Annotated in this window: 19 protein-coding genes; 10 read left to right on the forward strand and 9 right to left on the reverse strand. The window is 69.5% G+C overall.

The genetic code is table 11. The features are described from left to right. Window positions 1-76: 76 nt before the first annotated feature. From ACX80L_RS01545 to ACX80L_RS01555, 3 genes are read right to left on the reverse strand one after another with little or no spacing between them, the layout of a single operon-like run. On the reverse strand, window positions 77-1,597 hold the full coding sequence (locus ACX80L_RS01545) for an APC family permease (RefSeq protein ID WP_133081070.1): 1,521 nt from the start codon (window positions 1,595-1,597) through the stop codon (window positions 77-79). Then, the gene (locus ACX80L_RS01550; protein ID WP_208739103.1) at window positions 1,594-2,487 is read right to left on the reverse strand and encodes a universal stress protein; all 894 of its coding nucleotides are present in this window, start codon (window positions 2,485-2,487) and stop codon (window positions 1,594-1,596) included. The genes ACX80L_RS01545 and ACX80L_RS01550 overlap by 4 nt, the downstream gene beginning before the upstream one ends. A gap of 2 nt (window positions 2,488-2,489) precedes the next feature. Next, a complete protein-coding gene (locus ACX80L_RS01555) occupies window positions 2,490-3,914 on the reverse strand; it encodes a flavin monoamine oxidase family protein (RefSeq protein WP_459288067.1) in 1,425 nt (474 codons plus the stop codon). A 117-nt stretch (window positions 3,915-4,031) separates the two neighbouring features. Here ACX80L_RS01555 and ACX80L_RS01560 point away from each other — a divergent pair, with 117 nt between their 5' ends. Beyond that, window positions 4,032-4,703: a TetR/AcrR family transcriptional regulator gene (locus tag ACX80L_RS01560; RefSeq protein ID WP_459287246.1), complete on the forward strand. Its 672-nt coding sequence runs from the start codon at window positions 4,032-4,034 to the stop codon at window positions 4,701-4,703. On the opposite strand, the gene ACX80L_RS01565 is transcribed toward ACX80L_RS01560, so the two are convergent. Next, on the reverse strand, window positions 4,691-5,269 hold the full coding sequence (locus ACX80L_RS01565) for a TetR/AcrR family transcriptional regulator (protein ID WP_459287248.1): 579 nt from the start codon (window positions 5,267-5,269) through the stop codon (window positions 4,691-4,693). The two genes, ACX80L_RS01560 and ACX80L_RS01565, sit on opposite strands and share 13 nt — an antisense overlap. A 254-nt stretch (window positions 5,270-5,523) precedes the next feature. Between ACX80L_RS01565 and ACX80L_RS01570 the strand changes: the two genes are divergently transcribed. Beyond that, window positions 5,524-6,126 (forward strand): GNAT family N-acetyltransferase, encoded by a 603-nt coding sequence (locus ACX80L_RS01570; RefSeq protein WP_459287250.1) that lies wholly within the window; start codon window positions 5,524-5,526, stop codon window positions 6,124-6,126. A 70-nt stretch (window positions 6,127-6,196) separates the two neighbouring features. Here ACX80L_RS01570 and gabT read toward each other — a convergent pair whose 3' ends face one another. Together gabT and ACX80L_RS01580 are read right to left on the reverse strand one after the other, a co-directional pair. Next, complete coding sequence (gabT, locus tag ACX80L_RS01575; protein ID WP_459287252.1) at window positions 6,197-7,582, reverse strand: 4-aminobutyrate--2-oxoglutarate transaminase; 1,386 nt, start codon at window positions 7,580-7,582, stop codon at window positions 6,197-6,199. Window positions 7,583-7,608: 26 nt separating this feature from the next. After that, window positions 7,609-9,039, reverse strand: coding sequence for an aminobutyraldehyde dehydrogenase (locus tag ACX80L_RS01580; RefSeq protein WP_459287254.1), 1,431 nt, complete (start codon window positions 9,037-9,039; stop codon window positions 7,609-7,611). A gap of 162 nt (window positions 9,040-9,201) precedes the next feature. Here ACX80L_RS01580 and ACX80L_RS01585 point away from each other — a divergent pair, with 162 nt between their 5' ends. Together ACX80L_RS01585 and ACX80L_RS01590 are read left to right on the forward strand one after the other, a co-directional pair. Next, window positions 9,202-10,623: a PucR family transcriptional regulator gene (locus tag ACX80L_RS01585; protein ID WP_133081077.1), complete on the forward strand. Its 1,422-nt coding sequence runs from the start codon at window positions 9,202-9,204 to the stop codon at window positions 10,621-10,623. Between the two features lie 141 nt (window positions 10,624-10,764). Next, on the forward strand, window positions 10,765-12,006 hold the full coding sequence (locus tag ACX80L_RS01590) for a sensor histidine kinase (protein ID WP_459267253.1): 1,242 nt from the start codon (window positions 10,765-10,767) through the stop codon (window positions 12,004-12,006). 24 nt (window positions 12,007-12,030) lie between these two features. Here the strand turns inward: ACX80L_RS01590 and ACX80L_RS01595 are convergent, their stop codons facing one another. After that, window positions 12,031-13,716, reverse strand: coding sequence for a sensor histidine kinase (locus ACX80L_RS01595; RefSeq protein ID WP_459287256.1), 1,686 nt, complete (start codon window positions 13,714-13,716; stop codon window positions 12,031-12,033). Between the two features lie 228 nt (window positions 13,717-13,944). Between ACX80L_RS01595 and ACX80L_RS01600 the strand changes: the two genes are divergently transcribed. From ACX80L_RS01600 to ACX80L_RS01610, 3 genes are read left to right on the forward strand one after another with little or no spacing between them, the layout of a single operon-like run. Then, window positions 13,945-15,045 (forward strand): SpoIIE family protein phosphatase, encoded by a 1,101-nt coding sequence (locus tag ACX80L_RS01600; protein ID WP_133081080.1) that lies wholly within the window; start codon window positions 13,945-13,947, stop codon window positions 15,043-15,045. 57 nt (window positions 15,046-15,102) lie between these two features. After that, the gene (locus ACX80L_RS01605; protein ID WP_133081081.1) at window positions 15,103-15,435 is read left to right on the forward strand and encodes an STAS domain-containing protein; all 333 of its coding nucleotides are present in this window, start codon (window positions 15,103-15,105) and stop codon (window positions 15,433-15,435) included. Beyond that, window positions 15,428-15,889, forward strand: coding sequence for an ATP-binding protein (locus ACX80L_RS01610; RefSeq protein ID WP_208739108.1), 462 nt, complete (start codon window positions 15,428-15,430; stop codon window positions 15,887-15,889). The genes ACX80L_RS01605 and ACX80L_RS01610 overlap by 8 nt, the downstream gene beginning before the upstream one ends. Window positions 15,890-16,114: 225 nt before the next feature. Here the strand turns inward: ACX80L_RS01610 and ACX80L_RS01615 are convergent, their stop codons facing one another. Beyond that, window positions 16,115-17,083, reverse strand: coding sequence for an alpha/beta hydrolase (locus ACX80L_RS01615; protein ID WP_459287258.1), 969 nt, complete (start codon window positions 17,081-17,083; stop codon window positions 16,115-16,117). 129 nt (window positions 17,084-17,212) lie between these two features. Between ACX80L_RS01615 and ACX80L_RS01620 the strand changes: the two genes are divergently transcribed. From ACX80L_RS01620 to ACX80L_RS01630, 3 genes are all read left to right on the forward strand, one after another. Further along, complete coding sequence (locus tag ACX80L_RS01620; protein WP_208739110.1) at window positions 17,213-17,848, forward strand: trimeric intracellular cation channel family protein; 636 nt, start codon at window positions 17,213-17,215, stop codon at window positions 17,846-17,848. Window positions 17,849-17,910: 62 nt separating this feature from the next. Further along, window positions 17,911-18,336: a hypothetical protein gene (locus ACX80L_RS01625; protein WP_133081085.1), complete on the forward strand. Its 426-nt coding sequence runs from the start codon at window positions 17,911-17,913 to the stop codon at window positions 18,334-18,336. Next, window positions 18,336-18,812, forward strand: a complete 477-nt coding sequence (locus ACX80L_RS01630) for an HIT domain-containing protein (RefSeq protein WP_133081086.1) — start codon at window positions 18,336-18,338, stop codon at window positions 18,810-18,812. The genes ACX80L_RS01625 and ACX80L_RS01630 overlap by 1 nt, the downstream gene beginning before the upstream one ends. A gap of 142 nt (window positions 18,813-18,954) precedes the next feature. On the opposite strand, the gene ACX80L_RS01635 is transcribed toward ACX80L_RS01630, so the two are convergent. Beyond that, window positions 18,955-19,779, reverse strand: a complete 825-nt coding sequence (locus ACX80L_RS01635; protein WP_459287260.1) for an endonuclease domain-containing protein — start codon at window positions 19,777-19,779, stop codon at window positions 18,955-18,957. Between the last annotated feature and the right edge of the window lie 12 nt (window positions 19,780-19,791).

Raw genomic sequence — 19,791 nt, forward strand, 5'->3', positions numbered from 1 at the left:
GGATGCGGGGCGGCGCGGACGGAAGCGCCGCGGAGTCGGTCCACTCTAACGCAGCGCTTCCGGCCGTGCCCGCGTGCTACTCCTGCGGAGCCGACCCCTGAGTGAGCACTTCCTGCCGGAAGAACGCCGGGTTGATGCGCGACCACACCAGCATCAGCACGGCCCCCAGCAGGATCACCCCGATCCCCAGGATGAAGACCATGCCGACGCCGAACAGCTCCGAGCCGGAGCCGTACTCGGGATCCATCGAATCGACGGCCGTCTTGACGAACATGACCAGCAGGATGACCCCGCCGAGCAGGGGCGCCAGGAACCGGAAGAACATGTTCCGGGCGGACGAGAAGGCCTGTGCGCGGAAGTACCAGACACAGGCAAGCGCGGTGATGCCGTAGTAGAAGCAGATCATCAGGCCGAGCGCCGTGATGGTGTCCCAGAGGGCGTTCTCCGAGACCAGCCGCATGAACACGTAGAAGCCTGCGGCCGCGACCGCCGCTGCGACCGTCGCGTAGCTCGGCGACTTGTGCTGCGGGCTGATGCGGCCGTAGCCCTTGGGCAGCGCCTTGTAGTGGCCCATGGCGAGAAGCGTGCGGGCCGGGGAGACGAAGGTGGACTGCAGGGATGCGGCCGAGGAGCTGAGGACGGCCATGGACATCAGGATGGCGAAGGGTCCCATGACAGGGCCGGCGAGCGTCGCGAAGATGCTCTCCTGGTTGTCGGGGTTGCCGGCACCGAGTTCACCGTCGCCCACGCCCGAGAAGGCGAGGGTCGCGAGCGCGACCGTGAGGTAGATGACCACGATGACGACGACGGTCAGCATGCCCGCACGGCCCGGCGTCTTCTTCGGGTTGACGGCCTCCTCGCTCATGGTGAGGGTCACGTCCCAGCCCCAGTAGATGAAGATGGAGAGCGAGACGCCGGCGGCGAAGGCGGAGAAGGAGCCGACGGCGAACGGGTTGAACCACTCCGCGCTGATGCTCGTCGCGTCGAAGGCGGTGCCGTTCGCGACGTGGATGAAGGCCGCGATCGCGAACCAGGCGAGGACCACGAGCTGGAAGGAGACCAGCACGTACTGGACGGTCTTGGTCGCCTCCATGCCGCGGTAGGACACGTAGCAGGCGAGCGTGATGAAGACGAGCGTCGTGGCGATGTTCACCGGCAGGTTCAGCGTCAGGTCCGCGATGGCGGGATCGTTCAGCAGTTGCGAGAGCATCAGGTAGAAGAAGTCCACGGCCACGGCGGCGAGGTTGGACAGCACGATCACGGTGGCGGCGATCAGCCCCCACCCGCCCATCCAGCCGACCCAGGGCCCGAAGGCCCGCGTGGCCCAGGTGAAGGACGTCCCGGAGTCCGGCATCGCGTTGTTCAACTCGCGGTAGCCGAGGGCCACGAGCAGCATGGGGACGAAGCCCACGAGGAAGATGGCCGGCAGGTTCACCCCGACCTCCGCGACCGTGGGCCCGAGGGCCGCTGTCAGGGTGTAGGCGGGTGCCACGGAGGACACCCCGATCACGACGGCGCCGAGCAGGCCCACCGTCCCGGCGTCCAGGCCCTTCCTGCTCAGCCCTGATCCCCTTTGTGTTGTCTCGTCGATACTCATGCGTCCGCCTCTGTGGGTAAGGCGCCCGGGCCGGAAGTGGTGCCGGGCGTTGCGTACGTACGCGGGACGACGACCATGGGGATGGTCAGCGTACGCAGGATCTTGTTGGCCGTGGATCCGAGGAAGATGCGCATGTGCTGCGCGAGGCGGCTGGAGCCGACCAGCAGCACCTCCCCCTCGTCCCAGGCCATGGTGTCGATGGCCTCCTCGATGGAGCTGCCACGCGCGGTCTCGACGCTCACGCGTCCTCCCGCGGCGAGCGACGACGCCGCTTCCGCGAGCCGCCGGTTCGCCTCGTCCTCCGCTCCATCCGGGTCGGTCCGGCCACCGTCGAGCGCGACGAGGGACACGAGCCGCAGGGGCAGGCCGCGGCGCTGCGCCGACGACACCGCGACGGAGATGACGTCGTCGGCCCCGGCACGCCGGCCGACCGCGCAGGTGAGGCGCGTGACGGGTTCGGTGCGCCGGTAGGACTTGGGCGCGAGTGCCACCGGGACGGGCGAGGCGTGGAGGAGGCTGCGGGCCACGTTGCCGACGTTGAACCTGTTGGCGAGGCCCCGGGAGCTGGCCCCGATGACGATCAGCGAGGCCTCCGTGTCCTCGGCCGCCTGGATGAGGCCCTCTGCGTTGGACTCGGCCCGGACCACCACGCCGCGCGCGGCGACGTCGTCGGGCACGAGTGCGAGGCCCTGGTCCATCCATTCCCGCATCTGCTCGGAGAGGAGGGTGTCGAAGCCCTTGTCCGGCGGATAGGTGCCCGCATAGAGCGAGTGCTCGGGGGTGACGAGGACGAGGTCGAGGGAGGCATCCTGGCGCCGCGCGAGCGCGACGGCGAGGCAGACGGCGTCGTGCCCGCGCTCGTCCGCGGTGTAACCGACGATGTAGCGCACGGTCAGGCCCCCGCGGTCGTGCCGGCGGACTGCAGCCCCGACGCCAGGGCGTGGTGGATCGCGGCGGCGGTTCGCTGCCCCATCCGGATGGCGCCGTCGACGTGCTGGTAGCCCTCGGCCGCGATGTCCGAGCAGGACCAGTAGATGGGCCCCACCGGCGTGCGCTGGTCGCGACCGTACCGGTGCAGTCCGCCGAGGTCGTAGCTGGACGCGTACGCGCCGCGGGTCCACTCCTCCGAGGCCCAGTCCGATTCGTAGTACACCTCCGGCTCGAGCGCCTGCGGGCCGAGGAACCCGGCGATCGAGGCGAGGATCCGCTCGCGGCGTTCGTGCGGCGGGAGCTCGAACATCGCATCGGCCTTCTCGTCGGAGACGAAACCGACCAGCGTGCCCCGCGGGTCCTCGTGGTTGGTGTTGTCGTAGACCTCCTGCACGATCGAGTCCGCGCCGAAGCCCGTCCCGGAGAGGCCCTCCTCCCGCCAGAACGGCGTGGCGTACGTGGCGTGCACCTTGATGACCAGGCCCAGGGACTGGTGCTGGTGCATCTGGTGCTGGCGGCGTGGCAGGGGCGGCTCGTAGCTGATGCGCGAGTAGAGGTTCGGCGGGACGGCGACGACGGCGTAGCGTGCGTGCACCGTGGTCGTGTCGGAGACGACCGTCACGCCGTCGCGCCCGTCCATCCCGCTCCAGCGCAGCGTGCGCACGGGACTCGAGAGGATCACGTCCTCCCCGAGCTCCGCCGCCATGCGCTCCGAGACCGACTGCATGCCGCCGACCACGCGCTTGTCGAGAATGAAGTCCTCGTCCACGAGGTTCGAGAAGGAACCGGCGGTCGCGGCCATGAGGATGGCCTGGAGGGCGGAGAAGGAATGGGCCGGCTTGGTCAGCATCCCGCCGGCGATGAAGAGGCCGATGTTGTCGCAGGCCTCCTCGTCGTCGGACTGCTGCCGCAGCCAGTGGTGGAAGGAGACGGTATCGAGGGCGCGGGCGTCGGGGTGGTTCCAGGGCGCCTCCGGCCCCGCCTCCGCCACCAGCCGGTCGAGCAGGGCGATGAGCCGCTCCATCTCCTCGCGCGTGTAGTCGTTCACGGGGAACATCTCTCCCGTGTAGCGGACGGGCCCTCCGTCGGGGCCGATGTAGACCGAGTCGCCCTCGCGGTACCGGGAGAAGGTCTGCAGCCCCAGTTCGTCGAGGAGCCCGATGAGGGCGGTCTGGTCCGGCGACACCCACTGGCCCCCGACCTCGTACACCGCGCCGTCGACGACGTCGGTGTGGGTCCGCCCGCCGACGCGGTCCCGTGCCTCGACGACCGCGACGGAATGTCCCGCCCTGACCAGTTCCCGTGCGGCGGTGAGGCCCGAAGGACCTGCTCCGATGATGACGACGTCGCGCTCGATGGTATTCACGTGATCCTCCCGGACCCGCATGACGCGGGCCACAAAATGAACGGCATTCATTATTTCGCCCTACTATAGCCATGGCCGCCCCTCGAGGGAAGGGAACGCCCGTAGAGTTAACGCCACCGCAACCCAGGAGCAGGATCGATGACCGCAGCAACACCTGCACCCCGGCGTGCGGGCCGCCCCCCGCGCAGCGTCCTGTCCCGGGACGGCATCACCAGGGCCGCCCTGGACCTGATCGCCTCGGACGGCTACGAGGGCCTGACCATGTCCGCCCTCGCCCGGCGGCTCCGGGTGGCGCCGTCCGCGCTGTACAACCACGCCGCGTCGAAGCATGAAGTGCTCAGCTGGGTGCAGGACCACGTCATGACGATGGTGGACTTCAGCGCATTCGACGAGGAGCCGTGGGACGGGGCCGTCCGGCGGTGGGCGTGGTCCTACCGCGAGGTCTTCGCGCGGCACGCTCCTCTCGTACCCGTGATCGCCGTGATGCCCGTGACCGATGCCGCGGAGACCCTGCGCATGTACGAGGCGGTGGCGCGCGGCTTCCTGCGGGCCGGCTGGCCGGAGGACCGGATCGTGCCCGCGATCGTGGCGCTGGAGTCCTTCATCTACGGATCCGCGCTCGACGTCGCCGCCCCCGGGGACATCTTCGACTCCGGCGCGCTGGCGCACCAGTTCCCGGTCTTCACCTCCGCGGTGAGGAGTGCCACCGATGCGACGGGAGCGGAGCAGGCGGCCGATGCCGCGTTCCGGGCAGGACTGGACGGCATGATCGCGGGTCTCCGCCTCCAGCTGGCGGCCTACTCCTCCTGACGCGCGGGCCGGACGAGCTGTCCCATCCGGTACGCGGTGGAGTGCAGCACGTCCGAGAACGTGTCGCTGTCGCCGTCGAGCCAGTCGTTCAGGGCGATCTCGAACACCAGGACCCCGTACCGTGCCACGAGGCGTGCTTCTTCCTTGCCCACGCCCTGCCCGGAAAGCGCCTCGGTGATGCCCCCCGCGAGGAGGACGTTCTTCAGCAGTTCGCGCTCGCGCAGCCCCTCGTCGGAGCCGATGATGGCGCGTCGAGCCTGCAGCTCGGCCCTCCGGCCCTCGAACGGACCGGCGGCCATTGCCTCGAACCCGTGCATCACGAGCCCCAGCGGTGACAGGAACGCCGGAGCCCCGGCCACGAGGGACGCCACGACGGCGGGGAGCTCCCGTTCATGCAGGAAGAGCACCTCGCGCTTGTCCGGGAAGTGGCGGAAGAACGTACGGGTGGTGAGGCCCGCTCGAGCCGCGATCTCGGGTACTGCGGTGGCCGCATAGCCCTGCTCGGCGAAGAATTCGAGCGCCGCGCGCTCGAGCCTCAGCGCTGCGTCCGGTGCCCATCGACCCATGCATCTATCGTAACGCTGATGACACACGATGTCGTGAAAGAGAACTGATGACACCGCATGACATCAGGCGACACTCCGGGGCCATGGGCGTCAGCATCAGCCCCTGTACGGAGTGCCGGCGCCTCTGGTGAGCGGATCGCTGATGAGCCTACTGATTGTTAGACGGACTAGCTTTACGGATCGTGAGTTAGCTGTTAGGTTCTGAGGACGGTCAAGCAACGGCCCACCCTTCTTCTGATCACCCGAGGTTCGTCATGTCTGTTGCCCCTCTGTCCCCGGCCCACTCCGTCCGCCAGGACGACAACAACTCCCGGAGCACGTGGCCGGATCTGGCCGCGCTCGACTTCGCCGCAGTCCCGGACTCCGCTGCGGCGCTGGGCCCGGCAGCGCCGGATGTGCCCCACGACCTGTCGACGGTCTCCACGCGTGAACTCCGCATCCTCTGCAACCAGCTGTACCGCGTACTGGACTCGGACTACCCGCCGTTCGGCGCGCAGGAGGACTACGAGGCAGTGGTGGAAGCCCTCACGGATCGCGTGGCGCGGGCAGCCGAGCGTACGGAGAGCCAGAAGCTGCGCGAGAAGTTCCGCGACAACCCCGTGAGCTCGCGCTTCGAGCTCTTCCACGACGGCACGATGGTCGGCTACGTGAAGTACGACATGCGGGCCGGGCGCATCCGCCTGCTGGAGACAGTGGTCGGCCCCGCATACCGCCAGGCGGGCCTGGAACCGGTCCTCGTGCGCCAGGCACTGCTCGAGGCACACCGCCGTCGCCTCGCCCCCATCCCCTACTGCCGGCACGCGCAGACGTTCCTCGCCGAGAACCCGCAGTTCCGGACACTCATCCCCGTCGGCTGACGCTCCACCCGTTCCACGAGAAGGGCCCCGCAGCTCGTGCTGCGGGGCCCTTCTCGTGGTGCGTCGGTGATCAGCCGGCGTTCGCCGTGCGGATGGCGTTCTCCAGCACGTCGAGGCCGTCCGCGAGCAGCTCGTCCGGCATGACGAGCGGCGGCAGGAGGCGGATCACGTTGCCGTAGGTCCCGCAGGTCAGGACGATGACGCCCTCGCGGAGGCACTGCGCCGCGATCGCCTTGGTGGCGTCCGCGTTGGGCGTCTTGCCGCCCGGCATCACGAACTCGATGGCCAGCATGGCTCCGCGTCCCCGGAGCTCGCCGATGATGCTGTGCTCCCCCAGGTCCGCCTGCAGTGCATCGAACCGCTCGGTGACCCGTGCCTCGATGCTGCGCGCCCGGCCGGCGAGGTCCTGCTCCTTCATGGTGGAGATCGCACCGAGCGCCGCCGCGCAGGCCACGGGGTTGCCGCCGTAGGTACCGCCGAGGCCGCCCGCGTGGACGGCGTCGAGCAGGTCCGCACGGCCGGTGATGGCCGAGAGCGGCATGCCTCCGGCGATGCCCTTCGCCATCGTGATGATGTCCGGCACCACGCCCTCGTGGTTCACCGCGAACCACTCGCCCGTGCGGCAGAAGCCGGACTGCACCTCGTCGGCGATGAACACGACGCCGTTCGCCCTGGCCCAGTCGGCCAGCGCCGGCAGGAAGCCGTCGGCGGGGACGATGAAGCCGCCCTCACCCTGCACGGGTTCGATGATGATGGCGGCGACCGAATCCGCGCCGATCTGCTTCTCGATCATCGTGATGGCGCGCTGTGCCGCCTCGGGACCGGTGATGTCCGGGTTCTCCTCGCGGAACGGGTAGCTCATCGGCACACGGTAGATCTCGGGGGCGAACGGACCGAAGTTCGTCTTGTAGGGCATGGACTTCGCGGTCAGCGCCATCGTCAGGTTGGTGCGCCCGTGGTAGGCGTGGTCGAAGGCGACGACGGCGTTTCGCCCGGTGGCCAGACGCGCCACCTTGACGGCGTTCTCGACGGCCTCGGCGCCCGAGTTGAAGAGCACGGTGCGCTTCTCAAAGTCACCCGGCGTCAGCTCGGCGAGCTGCTCGGCGACGGCGATGTAACCCTCGTAGGGCGTGACCATGAAGCACGTGTGCGTGAAGTGCTCCACCTGCTCCTTCACGGCGCTGACGACGGCGGGATCCGACGCGCCGACGCTCGTCACGGCGATGCCGGAGCCGAGGTCGACGAAGGAGTTGCCGTCGACGTCGCGGATGATGCCGCCGTCGGCGTCCGCCGCGTACACGGGCACGCCGGAGGCGACGCCCTGCGCGACGACCGCCGCGCGGCGGGTGGCCAGCTCGGTGGACTTGGGTCCGGGGAAGTCGCCGTTGATGCGGCGCTTCTGCTCCAGCCGGAAGCCGGGAGCGACGGAGCCTGGAGTGGTTGCGAACGTTGTCATGGGAATTCCTTTTTCCTCGGGGACGGCTAGGCGTCCAGCACGCTCATGACGTGCTTGATGCGGGTGTAGTCCTCCACGCCGTACATGGAGAGGTCCTTGCCGTAGCCGGAGTTCTTGAAGCCGCCGTGCGGCATCTCGGCGGTGAGCATGATGTGCGTGTTGATCCAGACGGCACCGAAGTCGAGGTCCCGGGAGACCCGCATGGCGGTGCCGTGGTTGGTGGTCCAGACGCTGGACGCGAGCGCGTAGTCGACGCCGTTCGCCAGCTCCACGGCTTCCTCCTCCGTGGCGAAGGTCTGCACCGTGACGATGGGCCCGAAGGTCTCCTGCTGCACCACGGGATCGTCCTGGCGGGCGCCGGTGATGATCGTGGGCTCGAAGAAGTAGCCCTTGTCACCCGCGCGCCTGCCGCCGGTCGCGATGCTGCAGTGTGCCGGCAGTGCGTCGATGACGGCGTTGACGGCGTTGAAGTGGTTGATGTTGTTGAGCGGCCCGAAGTAGTTCTCCGAGTCGTCCGCACTACCCGTCCTCAGCGTGGCGGTGTGCTCGACCATCGCTGCGACGAACTCGTCGTGCGCCTGCTCCTGCACGAGCACGCGGGTGATCGCGGTGCAGTCCTGGCCTGCGTTGAAGAACGCGAACTCTGCGATGGCCGCGGCGGATCTCTTCAGATCGGCATCGGCGAAGACCACGGCGGGCGCCTTGCCACCGAGCTCGAGGTGGGCACGCTTGAGGCCCTTGGCGGCGCTCGTGGCGACGGCGATGCCCGCGCGCACGGAACCCGTGATGGACACCAGGCCCGGGACGGGATGCTCGATCATGGCCGCACCGGTCTCACCGGTACCGAGGACCACGTTCAGGACGCCGTCGGGCAGGATCCCCTGCGTGAGGCGTGCCAGCACGAGGGTGGACTCGGGGGTGGTGTCGCTCGGCTTGAGCACGACCGTGTTGCCGGCGGCGAGGGCGGGCCCGATCTTCCAGATCGCCATCAGGAAAGGGTAGTTCCAGGGGGCGACCTGGGCGACGACGCCGATGGGTTCCCGGCGGACGTAGGAGGTGTGGCCCTCGAGGTACTCGCCCGCGGACTTGCCCTCGAGGATGCGCGCAGCACCTGCGAAGAAGCGCAGCTGGTCGGCGCCGACCGCGACCTCCTCGGCGGCGATCATCTCGCGCACCTGGCCCGTGTTGCGGTGCTGGGCCTCGACGAGTTCGTCGCTCGCGGCCTCGACGGCGTCGGCGAGCTTGAGCAGCAGGAGCTGGCGCTGGCTCGGCGTGGTGCGCTTCCACGTGGTGAAGGCGCGGGCGGCAGCCTGCATGGCGGCGTCGACGTCCGCGGGGGAGGAGACGGGCGACTGCGCCACGACCTCGCCGTTGGTCGGGTTGACGATGTCCAGGAGTTCGGTTCCGGCGGGCGTCACGAACGCGCCGTCGATGTAGTTCTGAAGGGTCTCAGCCACGCTGCAGTGCCTTTCACGAGGGGGTGTCCGCGGCGTCCGGGTAGGTCCGGCCACGGGTATCGAATCGACGGTACCGGGACGGGGTAACCCCTGCCACGGATATCTGCACAGCACGGACGGGGAAGTGCCGTGCAGGAGCACAGTAGAGCCTAGGCTTGAACCATGGCCATCACGCTTCCCGACCTGCTGTCCGACCCGGCCCTCGGCCTCGTGGCGGAGGGCCGCTCCGAGCCCCCGGCCCAGCCGATCCAGTGGGTCGCGGTGACCGAGCTGGAGGATCCGCGGCCGTTCCTCAGCGGCGCCGAGGTGATCCTCACGACGGGTGTCCGCCTCAAGACCGGCGCGGCCCAGCGTGCCTTCGTCCGCCGGGCGCACGAGGCGGGGGCGCTGGCCATCGGATTCGGCGTGGGTTTGACGCACCGGAGGATCCCGGCGGCCCTCCTGTCCGAGGCGGACGACGTCGGACTCCCGGCCTTCCGGGTCCCGTACGAGGTCCCGTTCATCGCCATCGGGAAGAGGGTGGCGGACGCCCTCTCCGCCGATCATTACGCAGGCCTAGAGGACCTCCTCGAGGGACACGCCGTCCTCGCGTCCGCCCTCCTCGGCGCCGGGGGCCTCGGCGCGCTCCTCGCCGAACTCGCGAGGATGCTGGGCACCGACGTCGCCCTCTTCCAGTACGGTGCACGCATCGCCGGGGCCGCCGGTCCGCGGCGCGTCCGCGATGAACCGACGTCCTGGCATCGGCTGCCCATCGCCACGGGGCTGAAGGACCGCTGCACACTCGCCATCGCGGAACCGTACACCCGGGCGGCGGTCGTCGACTACGCGCAGAGCCTCATCTCGGTGGAACTCACGAACCAGGGGCGGAACCGCACAGGAGCCCGGACGGCCGCCGGGCAACTGCTCGAGGACGTGGTGCGGGGAAGCCTCGCGGGTCCGGAGGCCGCCGCGAGGCTTGCGAGCTCGGGTATCGACACCGCGCTCAGGCACAGCGTCCTGATCGTCGACGTCGCCTCCGGCCAGCGCCGGGCCCTGCGCACGCTGCCGCTGCCCGACGGCTGGGACGGCGTCTCCTCCGCCCTGGTCGAGGACCGCCTCGTCCTCGTGCTGCCGGCCACCGCCGCACCGGAGCCGGCGCAGCTCAGCCAGTACCTGCATGGCGCCGGGCTCACCTCGCGCATCGGCGTGGGAGGGGCGTACGCCCAGCCGAACGGACTGCGCTGGAGCTATTTCGAGGCCCGGGAGGCACTCCAGCGGGGGCAGGCGCTGAACCTCGCCGACCGCCTGAGCCTGACGTCCCTCCTCATGGCGAGTGCTGACGTTCCGCTCGCCGATCTCGCGGCCGAGACCCTGAACCCACTCGAGGCCTTCGACGAGGCGCACGGCGCCGGCCTGCTGGCGACGCTGCAGCGGTACCTGGACCTCGACGGGTCCGTGGCCGCCGTCGCAGCCGACCTCGACCTGCACCGCAACACCATCCGGTACCGGCTGCAGCAGGTGGTGGCGTTGACGGGGTACGACCCTGCGGTCACGGCGGACCGCGTCCACCTCTACCTCGCCCTCCGGGTGCGCGCACTCGGCTGAGGCGGGACGGCGGGCCCGCCGGACAGCGCCCCGTGTGGTCCCCGGCCACTCCGGCCGCTCCGCACCTACCACGTGGGCCGCACCCCCGCATGCGATAGTTGGATCACCAGATACCGGTCTCACAGTTCTTCGGGGGTATTCATGTCGCTTCTTCACGCCGACGAGTTGGACCTGCAGGAGTTGGCCCGACAGGCGATCCTGCAGGAGTACCGCCTGCCCTACGGGGAGGCCGACGGCACTCCGGTGGAGGCGTTCGACTACCAGACGCCCACGGAACTCCTCAACCTGGTGAAGCTCGCCGTCCGCGTCAGCGGGATGCACGCGGGCGTCATCAACATCATCACGGCCGACCAGCAGCACCAGATCGCGGCCGTCGGGGTGGATGCTGCCGTGTGCTCCCGCGAGGACTCGATGTGCTCGAAGGTCTTCCGCTCCGGCGCCATCACGGCGGTCCCGGACGCGTCACGCGATCCCCGCTTCGCCGACAACCCCTTCGTGAACGGTGGGATCGCCCTCGTGCGGTCCTACGCGTCCGTCCCCCTCGTGGCGGAGAGCGGGTACGCCCTCGGGACGCTCTGCGTCTTCTCCCCCGAGATCCTCGGCTTCGACGCCGAGCAACGGGAGGGCCTCGAGATCCTCGCCCGGCAGGTGGTCGAGGTCCTCGAACTGCAGTTCAAGACCCGCCAGCTCGTCGAGGCCCTCGAGGTGGTCCGTCGCAGCAACGAGGACCTCGCCGGCTTCGCAGCCCGGGTCAGCCACGACCTGAAGAACCCGCTGACGGCGATCCTCGGCTACACCGAGCTCAGCGAGCAGGACGACGACGTCGAGACCTCGGGGCCGGCGGCCCGCTACTTCAGCATCATCCGGGGCAGTGCCAGCCGGATGCTCTCGACGGTGGAGGAGGTTCTCGAGTTCTCCCGCATCGGCGGCTCGATCAGCCGCCGGAAGGTCCGCCTGAACACGATGATGAACGCCGTGCTGCAGGACGTGCTGCCGCTCAGCAGTGCCTGCGACGCCGTCGTGACCGTCCGGGACGCCCAACTCGAGGTGGACCAGGCGCAGGTCACCGCCCTCCTGCAGAACCTGGTCTCGAACGCGATCAAGTACTCGGCCCCAGGGACTCCTCCCCGCATCGAGGTCGTCGCGGACGTCGGCCAGACCCAGGTGCTCCGCATCATCGACCACGGCAAGGGCATCGACCCCGCGGACCGGCACCGGGTCCTGGAACCGCTCGTGCGGCTCCAGCGGGAGGGAGACCCAGCGGGCAGCGGCATCGGCCTCGCGACCTGCGCGCGGATCGCGGCCGCCCACGACGGCTCGATCAGCCTCACGGAGACGCCCGGCGGCGGCACGACAGTCACCGTCGATCTCGGCCCGGCCTGATCCTTCCCGCAGCGCCTCGCGGCGCTAGAGCTGCTGCGACTGCAGCTGCTGGTCCTGGTCAGCGCGGGCCAGCGGGAGCCGGAAGGTGAAGGTGGAGCCCTCGCCCTCCACACTGCGGCAGCTGATGGTGCCGCCATGGCGCTCCACGATGGCCTTGGAGATGGCGAGCCCCAGCCCGACGCCGGGGATGGCGGCATTGCGGGCCGCCGAGGTCCGGAAGAACTTCGAGAAGACGCCCTTCAGCTCCTCCGCCGACATGCCGCTGCCCTGGTCCGTCACGCTGCACTCCACCTCGCCGTCGACCTCCGCGGCACCGACCGTCACGCGCCCGCCGTCCGGTGAGTACTTGACGGCGTTGGAGAGCAGGTTGTCGAGCACCTGGCCGATGCGCGGGGCATCGCACAGCGCCAGGAGGCCGGGCTCGGTGCGGTCCTCGAAGCGCATCAGGGGGTTCGTCGAGCGTTCCCTGGCGGACGCCACGCGCTGCAGGACCAGTTCGGAGAAATCGGTGGGGACCGGTGTGATCTCCGGGGTCCCCTCGGCCGTGGAGAGCAGATCCACCACGAGCTTGTGCAACCGCTCGGAGTTACGGGACACCACCTCGAGGCCGGATGCGACCTCGGGCTGCAGGTCGGGCATGCCGGTCAGCAGTTCGAGATAGCCGCGGATCGCGGTGAGGGGGGTCCGCAGTTCATGGGACACCGTGGCCACGAACTCGTCCTTCGCGTTGAGCGCGGTGACGAGTTCCGTGACGTCGTTGAACGTCACGACGGATCCTTCACGCGCGCCCGCCTGGTTCGTCATCAGGCGCGACGACGTCGAGAGCACCCTCTGGTCCGGCCGCTCGCCCCACCACAGGAGGTAGTCGGAGAAGACCTGCCCCTCGGCGGCTCGCCGGGTCGGCCTCCGTGCCTCGGGCATGACCGACTGGCCGTCGTGCTGGAAGATCCGGAGGTCCCCTTCCGCGGTGTTCCGCGTACCTCCTGCGAGGGCGCGGAACTGCTCGAGCTTGCGGTTGGTCAGCATCGGCCGCCCGGTCTCGTCGACGGCGATCAGTCCGATGTCCACGCTGTTGACCACGGTCTCCAGCAGCCGCTCCCGGCGCGCGCTCTCCTCGAGGAGCATCTGCAGGGCTTGGTCCTTCTCCTCGACGACCTGCTGCTGCGCCATCATGCTGGCGGTCATGACCCGTATGGTCACGCCGATCGCGAGCATGATGAACGGGAGGAGGATGGACTGTGTGAGGGACTGCGAGGTGACGGCGGCGTCGGTTCCGAAGACGGGTGCCCACACGATCGCGAGCGAGCCGAGGAACCCCACGGCCAGGGCGGCACGCGGGAAGAGCCCCGAGGCCGCCAGCCAGATGACGGGGAAGACGGCGAGCAGCCCGACGCCGGTGATCATGGTCCCCGCGCCATGGCGCATGAGTCCGATGGGGATGAAATCGAGCAGCGGGATGACCAGGAAACTGGCGTGCGGCAGGCGGTCCCAGGGGACGACGACGCACAGCGCCAGGAGTACTGCCTGCAGCCCTGCGCCGAGGAGGAAGGACTCGCTCGAGAAGAGATCACGGTGGAACAGTGCCCCGCCGACGAGGATGAGCAGCACCGTGAGGGAGAGCGGCAGCTGGCTGAGGACGACGCGCATCCGCAGGGTCAGTTCGTGGAACTGCCTGGTGTTGAGCGTCAGGTAGGAGAGCACCCTGTCCATGCTGACCGATCCCCCCTCCGTCGTCGAGCCAATCCGTCGCTGCATGACGGTGCTGGCGGCATCGGCGCGCCGGCTTCCACAGACTAGCGCGACCGCCCGGTGATTGAAGGTGCGGAATCCGCCTGCGCTCCTCAAGATCACCTCAAGTTCGACGCACCAAACCGGTGATCGTGGCGAAGCTGCTGTAGGGGCGCCGAGCATCGCCCGGCGTAGCGTTTAATGAGGATCATGACTGTCGCCCCCGAGAAACGCCGAGCACTGGTCGTTGAGGACGACGTCGACATCCGGGGCCTGCTCGTGCAGATCCTGAAGCGCGAGGGCTTCGAGGTGACGGAAGCCGGGACGGCGAGCGACGGGCTGGAGAAGGCGCGCGCCGGCGCGGACCTGATCACCCTCGACCTGAACCTGCCCGATGGCGACGGCGTGGAGATCTGCCGGGAGGTCCGCACCTTCTCCGACGCCTACATCCTCATGATCACGGCACGCACGGACGAGATCGAGCGCCTGACCGGACTCGAGACCGGTGCCGACGACTACATCAGCAAACCCTTCAGCCCGCGCGAACTCGTGGCACGCATCAACTCGCTGTTCCGCCGCCAAAGCCGGCAGGCAGCCGCCGACGTCGCCAACGCCGATGAGCGCCAGCGCGCCGCCGAGGTCCAGCAGAACCTCCTCCCCCGCGACAACCTGTGGGTCCGCGACTACGAACTGGCGGGACGCTTCCGGCCGTCCCGCAGCGTGGGCGGCGACTTCTACGACTGGTACGGCACCCCGGACGGGCTGCACCTCACGGTCGCCGACGCGATGGGCAAGGGCATGGGAGCCGCCCTCGTCGCGGCGACCGTGCGCGCCATCATGCGGTCGGTGGCCCCCCAGCCGAGCATCGAGACCGCGTTCGCGACGGCGGCGCGCGCCACCGAGGCCGACCTGGAGCAGACGAACTCCTTCGTCACGCTCTTCCACGGGCGCCTCGACGCCGCCACCGGCGTCGTCGGCTATGTGGATGCCGGCCACGGACTGGCACTGCATGTCACGGCAGACGGCGGCGTGACCCGGTTGAAATCGGCCGGACCGCCGGTGGGGGCATGGCCGGACCAGGTCTGGGCAGCGGACACGGTGAAGCTCGGCCCCGGCGACTCCCTGGCCATCGTCAGCGACGGCCTGCTCGACATCTACGAGACGGTCGAGCAGTTCACCGAGGCCGTGGCCGGCGTCATCACGGCGGCGCCCAGCGCGGAGGCCGCCTGCGCCGTCCTGCTCGACATGGCCGACGTGCCCGAGGTGGCCGACGACGTCACCGTCGTCGTACTCCGGCGCACGCAGGACTGACGCGAACCACACGCACGACCACACACCCACGGACAGGTAGAGGAAGAGGACGCACAGATGGAATTCACCACCCAGGACAAGGGACGCTACACCGAGGTGGCAGCCAGTGGCCGCCTGAACATGGTGGCCGCCCCCAAGCTGCGCGAGGTCATCAACGACGTCGTGGCCGCGGGTGGCAAGCGCATCGTGGTGAACCTCGCGGAAACCAGTTTCATGGACTCCTCGGGGCTCGGCGCCCTCATCGGCTGCCTCAAGCTGGCCCGGCAGTCCGGCGGCGACCTGCGGATCGCCGCGGTCCAGCCCCAGGTCACCATGGTGCTCGAGCTCACCAGCATGCACCGGGTCCTGACACCGCACGGCACGCCCGACGAAGCCTTCCCGAATGACTGACATCCTCGCCCGGCGGACCCTCGAGGAACCCGCGGTCGAACAGGCGATCGAGGACCTGCACGGCGTGCTCGACCAGCTGTGGCACGACGCGGCGTTCGTGCCGGCCATGGACCAGATGGCCTTCAGCACCGCCGTGATCGAGGCCGCGAGCAACGTCGTCCGCCACGGCGTCGCTGCGCAGGGCTCCGAGCTCCTCCTCGGCGTCGAGCTCACGGTGGCCTCCGGGTACCTGCGGGCCGTCATCAGCGAGATCGGGGCAGCTCCCCTGGACCCCGTGCCCGACCTCGAGGGCCCCGACCTGACCGCCCTCCCCGACGACGCGCTGCTGGAGGACTACGACGAATCAGGTCGCGGTCTCTCGATGATCCGGGCACTCGTCACGACGGTCACGGTCGAGCGGCAGGGCGACTCGAACGTGTGGGTCCTGTCCAGGGACGCCGGCGAAGGGCACTGACCCTCCGGTCCTGGTGTCCGCGGCTCCGGTCCTGGATTTCACCGCTCCGGGTCACGCTTCCCGCCGGTTCCGGGTCACCGCTGCGCCCGCCGAGCACGGGTCACGGCTGCGCCCACCGAGCACAGGTCACGGTAGTAACGGCAAGACGAGCCAGCGGCAACCGGTCAGGGTAGTAACGGCCACCGGTCAGGGTAGTAACGGCCGGCCGAGCCCGCCGGCCAGGGGTCACGGCAGTGACGGTCGGCCGAGGAACGCCGCGAGGTCCGTGTAGACCTCCCGTGACTCCGGCAGGCGCGGTGCCGCCGGGAAGACGTGGAACCCGCCCGGGTAGATCCTCATGGTGACGTCGGCGCCGGCTGAGACGGCCCGGTCCCGGAACACCGTCGCGTCCGCCATGCACACATCGCGGGTGCCCTGGTAGATCCGCGTGGGCGCCACCGCGGCCAGCAGGTCATCGGGTGCGCAGGCGGGGCTGACCAGGGGCGTCCTCGGGTCGTCGCCTCCGGCCCACCAGAGGCCGGCCTGCACGGGGCCCGCGACCGAGAGCATCGGGTCGACGGCCTCGTACTTCGGGATCGTGGGATTCGTGCCCGTGACATCGAGCCAGGGCGCGAACACGGCGACGCGCCCGGGTGCAGGCAGCCCGGCGTCGCGGAAGGCCCACGGCTGGGCGATGGCGAGCCCGCCGCCGGCCGAGTCCCCCATCAGCGTGACGTCCTCCGGATCCGCTGTCCGCAGGACCTCCCGGTAGACGGACACCAGGTAGGGGAAGGCCTCGCGGTAGGTGCTCTCCGGAGCCAGGCGGTAGAGGGGGATGGTCACGGCAGCACCCGTACGCTTGGTCAGCTCGGCGATGATCCACCAGTGCGGCCGCCCGAACTCGTTGAGGTAGATCCCGCCATGCGTGTAGATGATGTGCGACCGCGTGGCGCCGAGGAGCGGCCGGACGGTGATCGTGCGCACGCCGTCGATCCGCTTCTCCTGAATCGTGTGGGTCTGCTTGAACGTCCACGGGATGGCCGCCGCCGACGGGTAGGTCCGACCCGGGTACTTCCCGTTGACCCAGTCCGTCCCGGTCAGGTTCCTCTTGGTGGGCAGCAGGCCGATCAGCCGGCACGCGACGCGCATGGCCCGCGAGCCGTCGTGCGCGCTCGGTTCGACGGTGTCCGTGCCGGCCGCATATCCGCTCGTCATGGCCCCAGCCTAGTGCGGCCCCCGCGGACCGCGCCGCCTCTGTCATGCTGGTCGGGGCCGGAATGCCCCGGTTGGCGTCCTTTGTCCCACCGATCCGCCCGACGCCGTTCCGGCCCGCCGAAGGAAGAGATGGATACCGCAGCACACATCGCCCTCGCCGCCGACCTCCTCGGCGTGTTCTTCTTCGCCGTGTCCGGCAGCCTGCTGGCCGCGCGGAAGGGCTTCGACCTCGTGGGCTCCCTCCTGCTCGCGTCGCTCGCGTCGCTGGGCGGCGGCGTGGCACGGGACCTCATCATCGACGTCCCGCCGGCGGCGTTCAACAATCCCGCCTACCTCGTGCCTCCCCTGCTGGCCACCGTGCTCGTCTACTTCGTGTTCTCCGGCGTGGAACGGGTCAAGCGCGTCCTCGTCCTCTTCGATGCCGCGGGCCTCGCCCTGTTCTGCATCACCGGCACGATCAAGGCCCTCGACGTCGGCCTCAACCCGGTCTCCGCCGTCCTCCTGGGCGTCACGACGGCCGTGGGCGGCGGCCTGCTGCGCGACGTCGTCGCCAACGAGATCCCGCAGCTCTTCGACCCCCGGGACATCTACGCGCTGCCCGCGATGCTCGGCGCCGTCGTCGTCACCGTGCTGTACCTGACGGACACCTTCACGCTCGTCACGGGCATGCTGGCGGCGTCGCTCGTGTTCTCTCTGCGCGTCCTCGCCTGGCGCTACGGCTGGCACGCGCCGCTCGCGGCACGTACCTCCGGCATCCGCAGGTAGCCCCGGCGCCGGACGCGGCGGCTAGGATGGGGGAATCCCGCGCCACCACTCCTGGAGTACTTGTGACTGAGCTCTTTTCCGATCGATTCCGCGCCCTGGTGCCTCAGTACTTCGAGGGCGAGTGGGTCGAGGAGGACGGCTTGTCCGAGGACGAGCTCGCCGAGATGCTCGCGGGCAAGGACTTCGAACTCCCCCTCGCCCTGCACGAGTTCTACCGCGCCGTCGGAGCCACCGAGGACATCATGGAGGCGTTCCACTTCTTCTGGGACCCCGACGAGCTCGAGATCGAGGACGGCTTCCTCCTGTTCCTCGAGGACGAGGACGAGCAGTACACCTGGGGCATGAGGGCCGACCAGCTGGACGTCCCCGATCCGATCGTCTGGCGCCGCAACAACGCCCGCGGCGAGTGGCAGAGCGAGGAGGGCACGTTCAGCGAGTACGTCCTCGACCTGTTCGAGTGGGTCTTCGAGGAGGACGGGGAGGACTGATGGAGTTCGCCCACCACGCCCCCGACGGGTACCGGTGCCCGTTCTGCGACCTCGCGCGGGGGGACTTCAGCAACCCGGGGAACCTGTGCCGACCGGGTGACGTCGTCTACTCCGACGACCTCGTGCTCGCGTTCATCGCATCGCACGGCTTCGAGCCGAACCCGGGGCACGTGCTCATCACGCCACGCGAGCACGTCGAGCTGCTCTACGAACTGCCCGACGACGTCGCCGCCCGCATCATGACGCTGACCCGCGACATCGCGATCGCCATCAAACTGGCGTGGGCGCCCGACGGCGTCTCGACGCGGCAGCACAACGAGCCCGCCGGCAGCCAGCACGTGTGGCACTACCACCAGCACGTCCTGCCCCGCTGGCACGACGACGGCTTCTACTTCACCCCGAAGCGGCCCATCGTGGACCCGGAGATCAGGGCGCGGAAGGCCGACGAGCTGCGGTCCTTCCTCCCGGCGAGATAGCGCCCACCGGCTCCGCTTCACGCCCTGCTGCGGCTTCGTGCACGGGTTTCGGGCAAAGAGAGCGTGTCCTACGACGACACGCCGCTTATCGGAGTCATCCGCCCACGAAAGCCGTGCACGAGGCCGCACCCAGCCATCCACATCAGCGGACGGGTCGGCGCCCGAGGGCCGTGAAGACCATCGTGAGGACATCGTCCGGCTGGAACATGACGTCCTCGTAGCAGAAACGCAGCACGATATACCCGCCGATCACCGTCATGTTGTTCCTTTTGCGGTCGCGCCGGAGTGCCTGGCGGTCCGAATGGAACGCCGCTCCGTCGATCTCCACGACGAGGCACTCCTCGACCAGGAAGTCGACCCGCCCCACGCCCGCTATCCGGACCTGCGAGCGAACCTCGAGACCGGCGCCGCGCAGCAGGAGTCGCGCCACGACCTCGATCGCGGACTCGCCGGTGAGGTCCACCGACGCCAGGGCAGCGCGTGCCCTGCCGTTGCGCTTTCCACGCAGCCGGGACTCGAGGAACGCCGCCACGGTGTCACCGCGTCGGAGAGCGCACTCGACCATCGGGACCGACTCGTTGGCAGGCCTGCACTGCAGCACATGCACCAGCACGTCGGCGAGACCGACGAGTGGCAGCCGGGAGTGTGGAGGAACGGTGACGACCCGATGGTTGATGCAGCCGTCAGCTGAGCGGGTCGGCCGGCTGACGTGCACGCCGATCGCGGGCCGGACGCGCCACAGCCCGTAGTGGACCGCTGCGGAGACACATGTGAGCCGTGCTCCCGCACCCACCGCCCGGATGAACTCCGGCGGGGCGTCGGGAAGGGCCAGGACACCCCGTCGAACGCGGAGAATCCTGCCGTCGCCGATGGAGCGTTCGATCGCCCGCTCCCCCACTCCGCGCTCCAGCAGGGCACCCGTGGAGGCCACGCCACCCGATACCGCGAGAATCTGCTCGACCGTCATGGACCAACCCAA

The organism is Arthrobacter sp. MDT1-48-3 (genome assembly GCF_054511015.1).

Bases quoted from the DNA above. Each gene is read 5' to 3' on its own strand.
- ACX80L_RS01545 (WP_133081070.1), bottom strand. From the start codon at position 1,597: ATGAGTATCGACGAGACAACACAAAGGGGATCAGGGCTGAGCAGGAAG.
- ACX80L_RS01555 (WP_459288067.1), bottom strand. From the start codon at position 3,914: ATGCGGGTCCGGGAGGATCACGTGAATACCATCGAGCGCGACGTCGTC.
- ACX80L_RS01560 (WP_459287246.1), top strand. From the start codon at position 4,032: ATGACCGCAGCAACACCTGCACCCCGGCGTGCGGGCCGCCCCCCGCGC.
- ACX80L_RS01565 (WP_459287248.1), bottom strand. From the start codon at position 5,269: ATGGGTCGATGGGCACCGGACGCAGCGCTGAGGCTCGAGCGCGCGGCG.
- ACX80L_RS01570 (WP_459287250.1), top strand. From the start codon at position 5,524: ATGTCTGTTGCCCCTCTGTCCCCGGCCCACTCCGTCCGCCAGGACGAC.
- gabT (WP_459287252.1), bottom strand. From the start codon at position 7,582: ATGACAACGTTCGCAACCACTCCAGGCTCCGTCGCTCCCGGCTTCCGG.
- ACX80L_RS01585 (WP_133081077.1), top strand. From the start codon at position 9,202: ATGGCCATCACGCTTCCCGACCTGCTGTCCGACCCGGCCCTCGGCCTC.
- ACX80L_RS01590 (WP_459267253.1), top strand. From the start codon at position 10,765: ATGTCGCTTCTTCACGCCGACGAGTTGGACCTGCAGGAGTTGGCCCGA.
- ACX80L_RS01595 (WP_459287256.1), bottom strand. From the start codon at position 13,716: ATGGACAGGGTGCTCTCCTACCTGACGCTCAACACCAGGCAGTTCCAC.
- ACX80L_RS01600 (WP_133081080.1), top strand. From the start codon at position 13,945: ATGACTGTCGCCCCCGAGAAACGCCGAGCACTGGTCGTTGAGGACGAC.
- ACX80L_RS01605 (WP_133081081.1), top strand. From the start codon at position 15,103: ATGGAATTCACCACCCAGGACAAGGGACGCTACACCGAGGTGGCAGCC.
- ACX80L_RS01610 (WP_208739108.1), top strand. From the start codon at position 15,428: ATGACTGACATCCTCGCCCGGCGGACCCTCGAGGAACCCGCGGTCGAA.
- ACX80L_RS01615 (WP_459287258.1), bottom strand. From the start codon at position 17,083: ATGACGAGCGGATATGCGGCCGGCACGGACACCGTCGAACCGAGCGCG.
- ACX80L_RS01620 (WP_208739110.1), top strand. From the start codon at position 17,213: ATGGATACCGCAGCACACATCGCCCTCGCCGCCGACCTCCTCGGCGTG.
- ACX80L_RS01630 (WP_133081086.1), top strand. From the start codon at position 18,336: ATGGAGTTCGCCCACCACGCCCCCGACGGGTACCGGTGCCCGTTCTGC.
- ACX80L_RS01635 (WP_459287260.1), bottom strand. From the start codon at position 19,779: ATGACGGTCGAGCAGATTCTCGCGGTATCGGGTGGCGTGGCCTCCACG.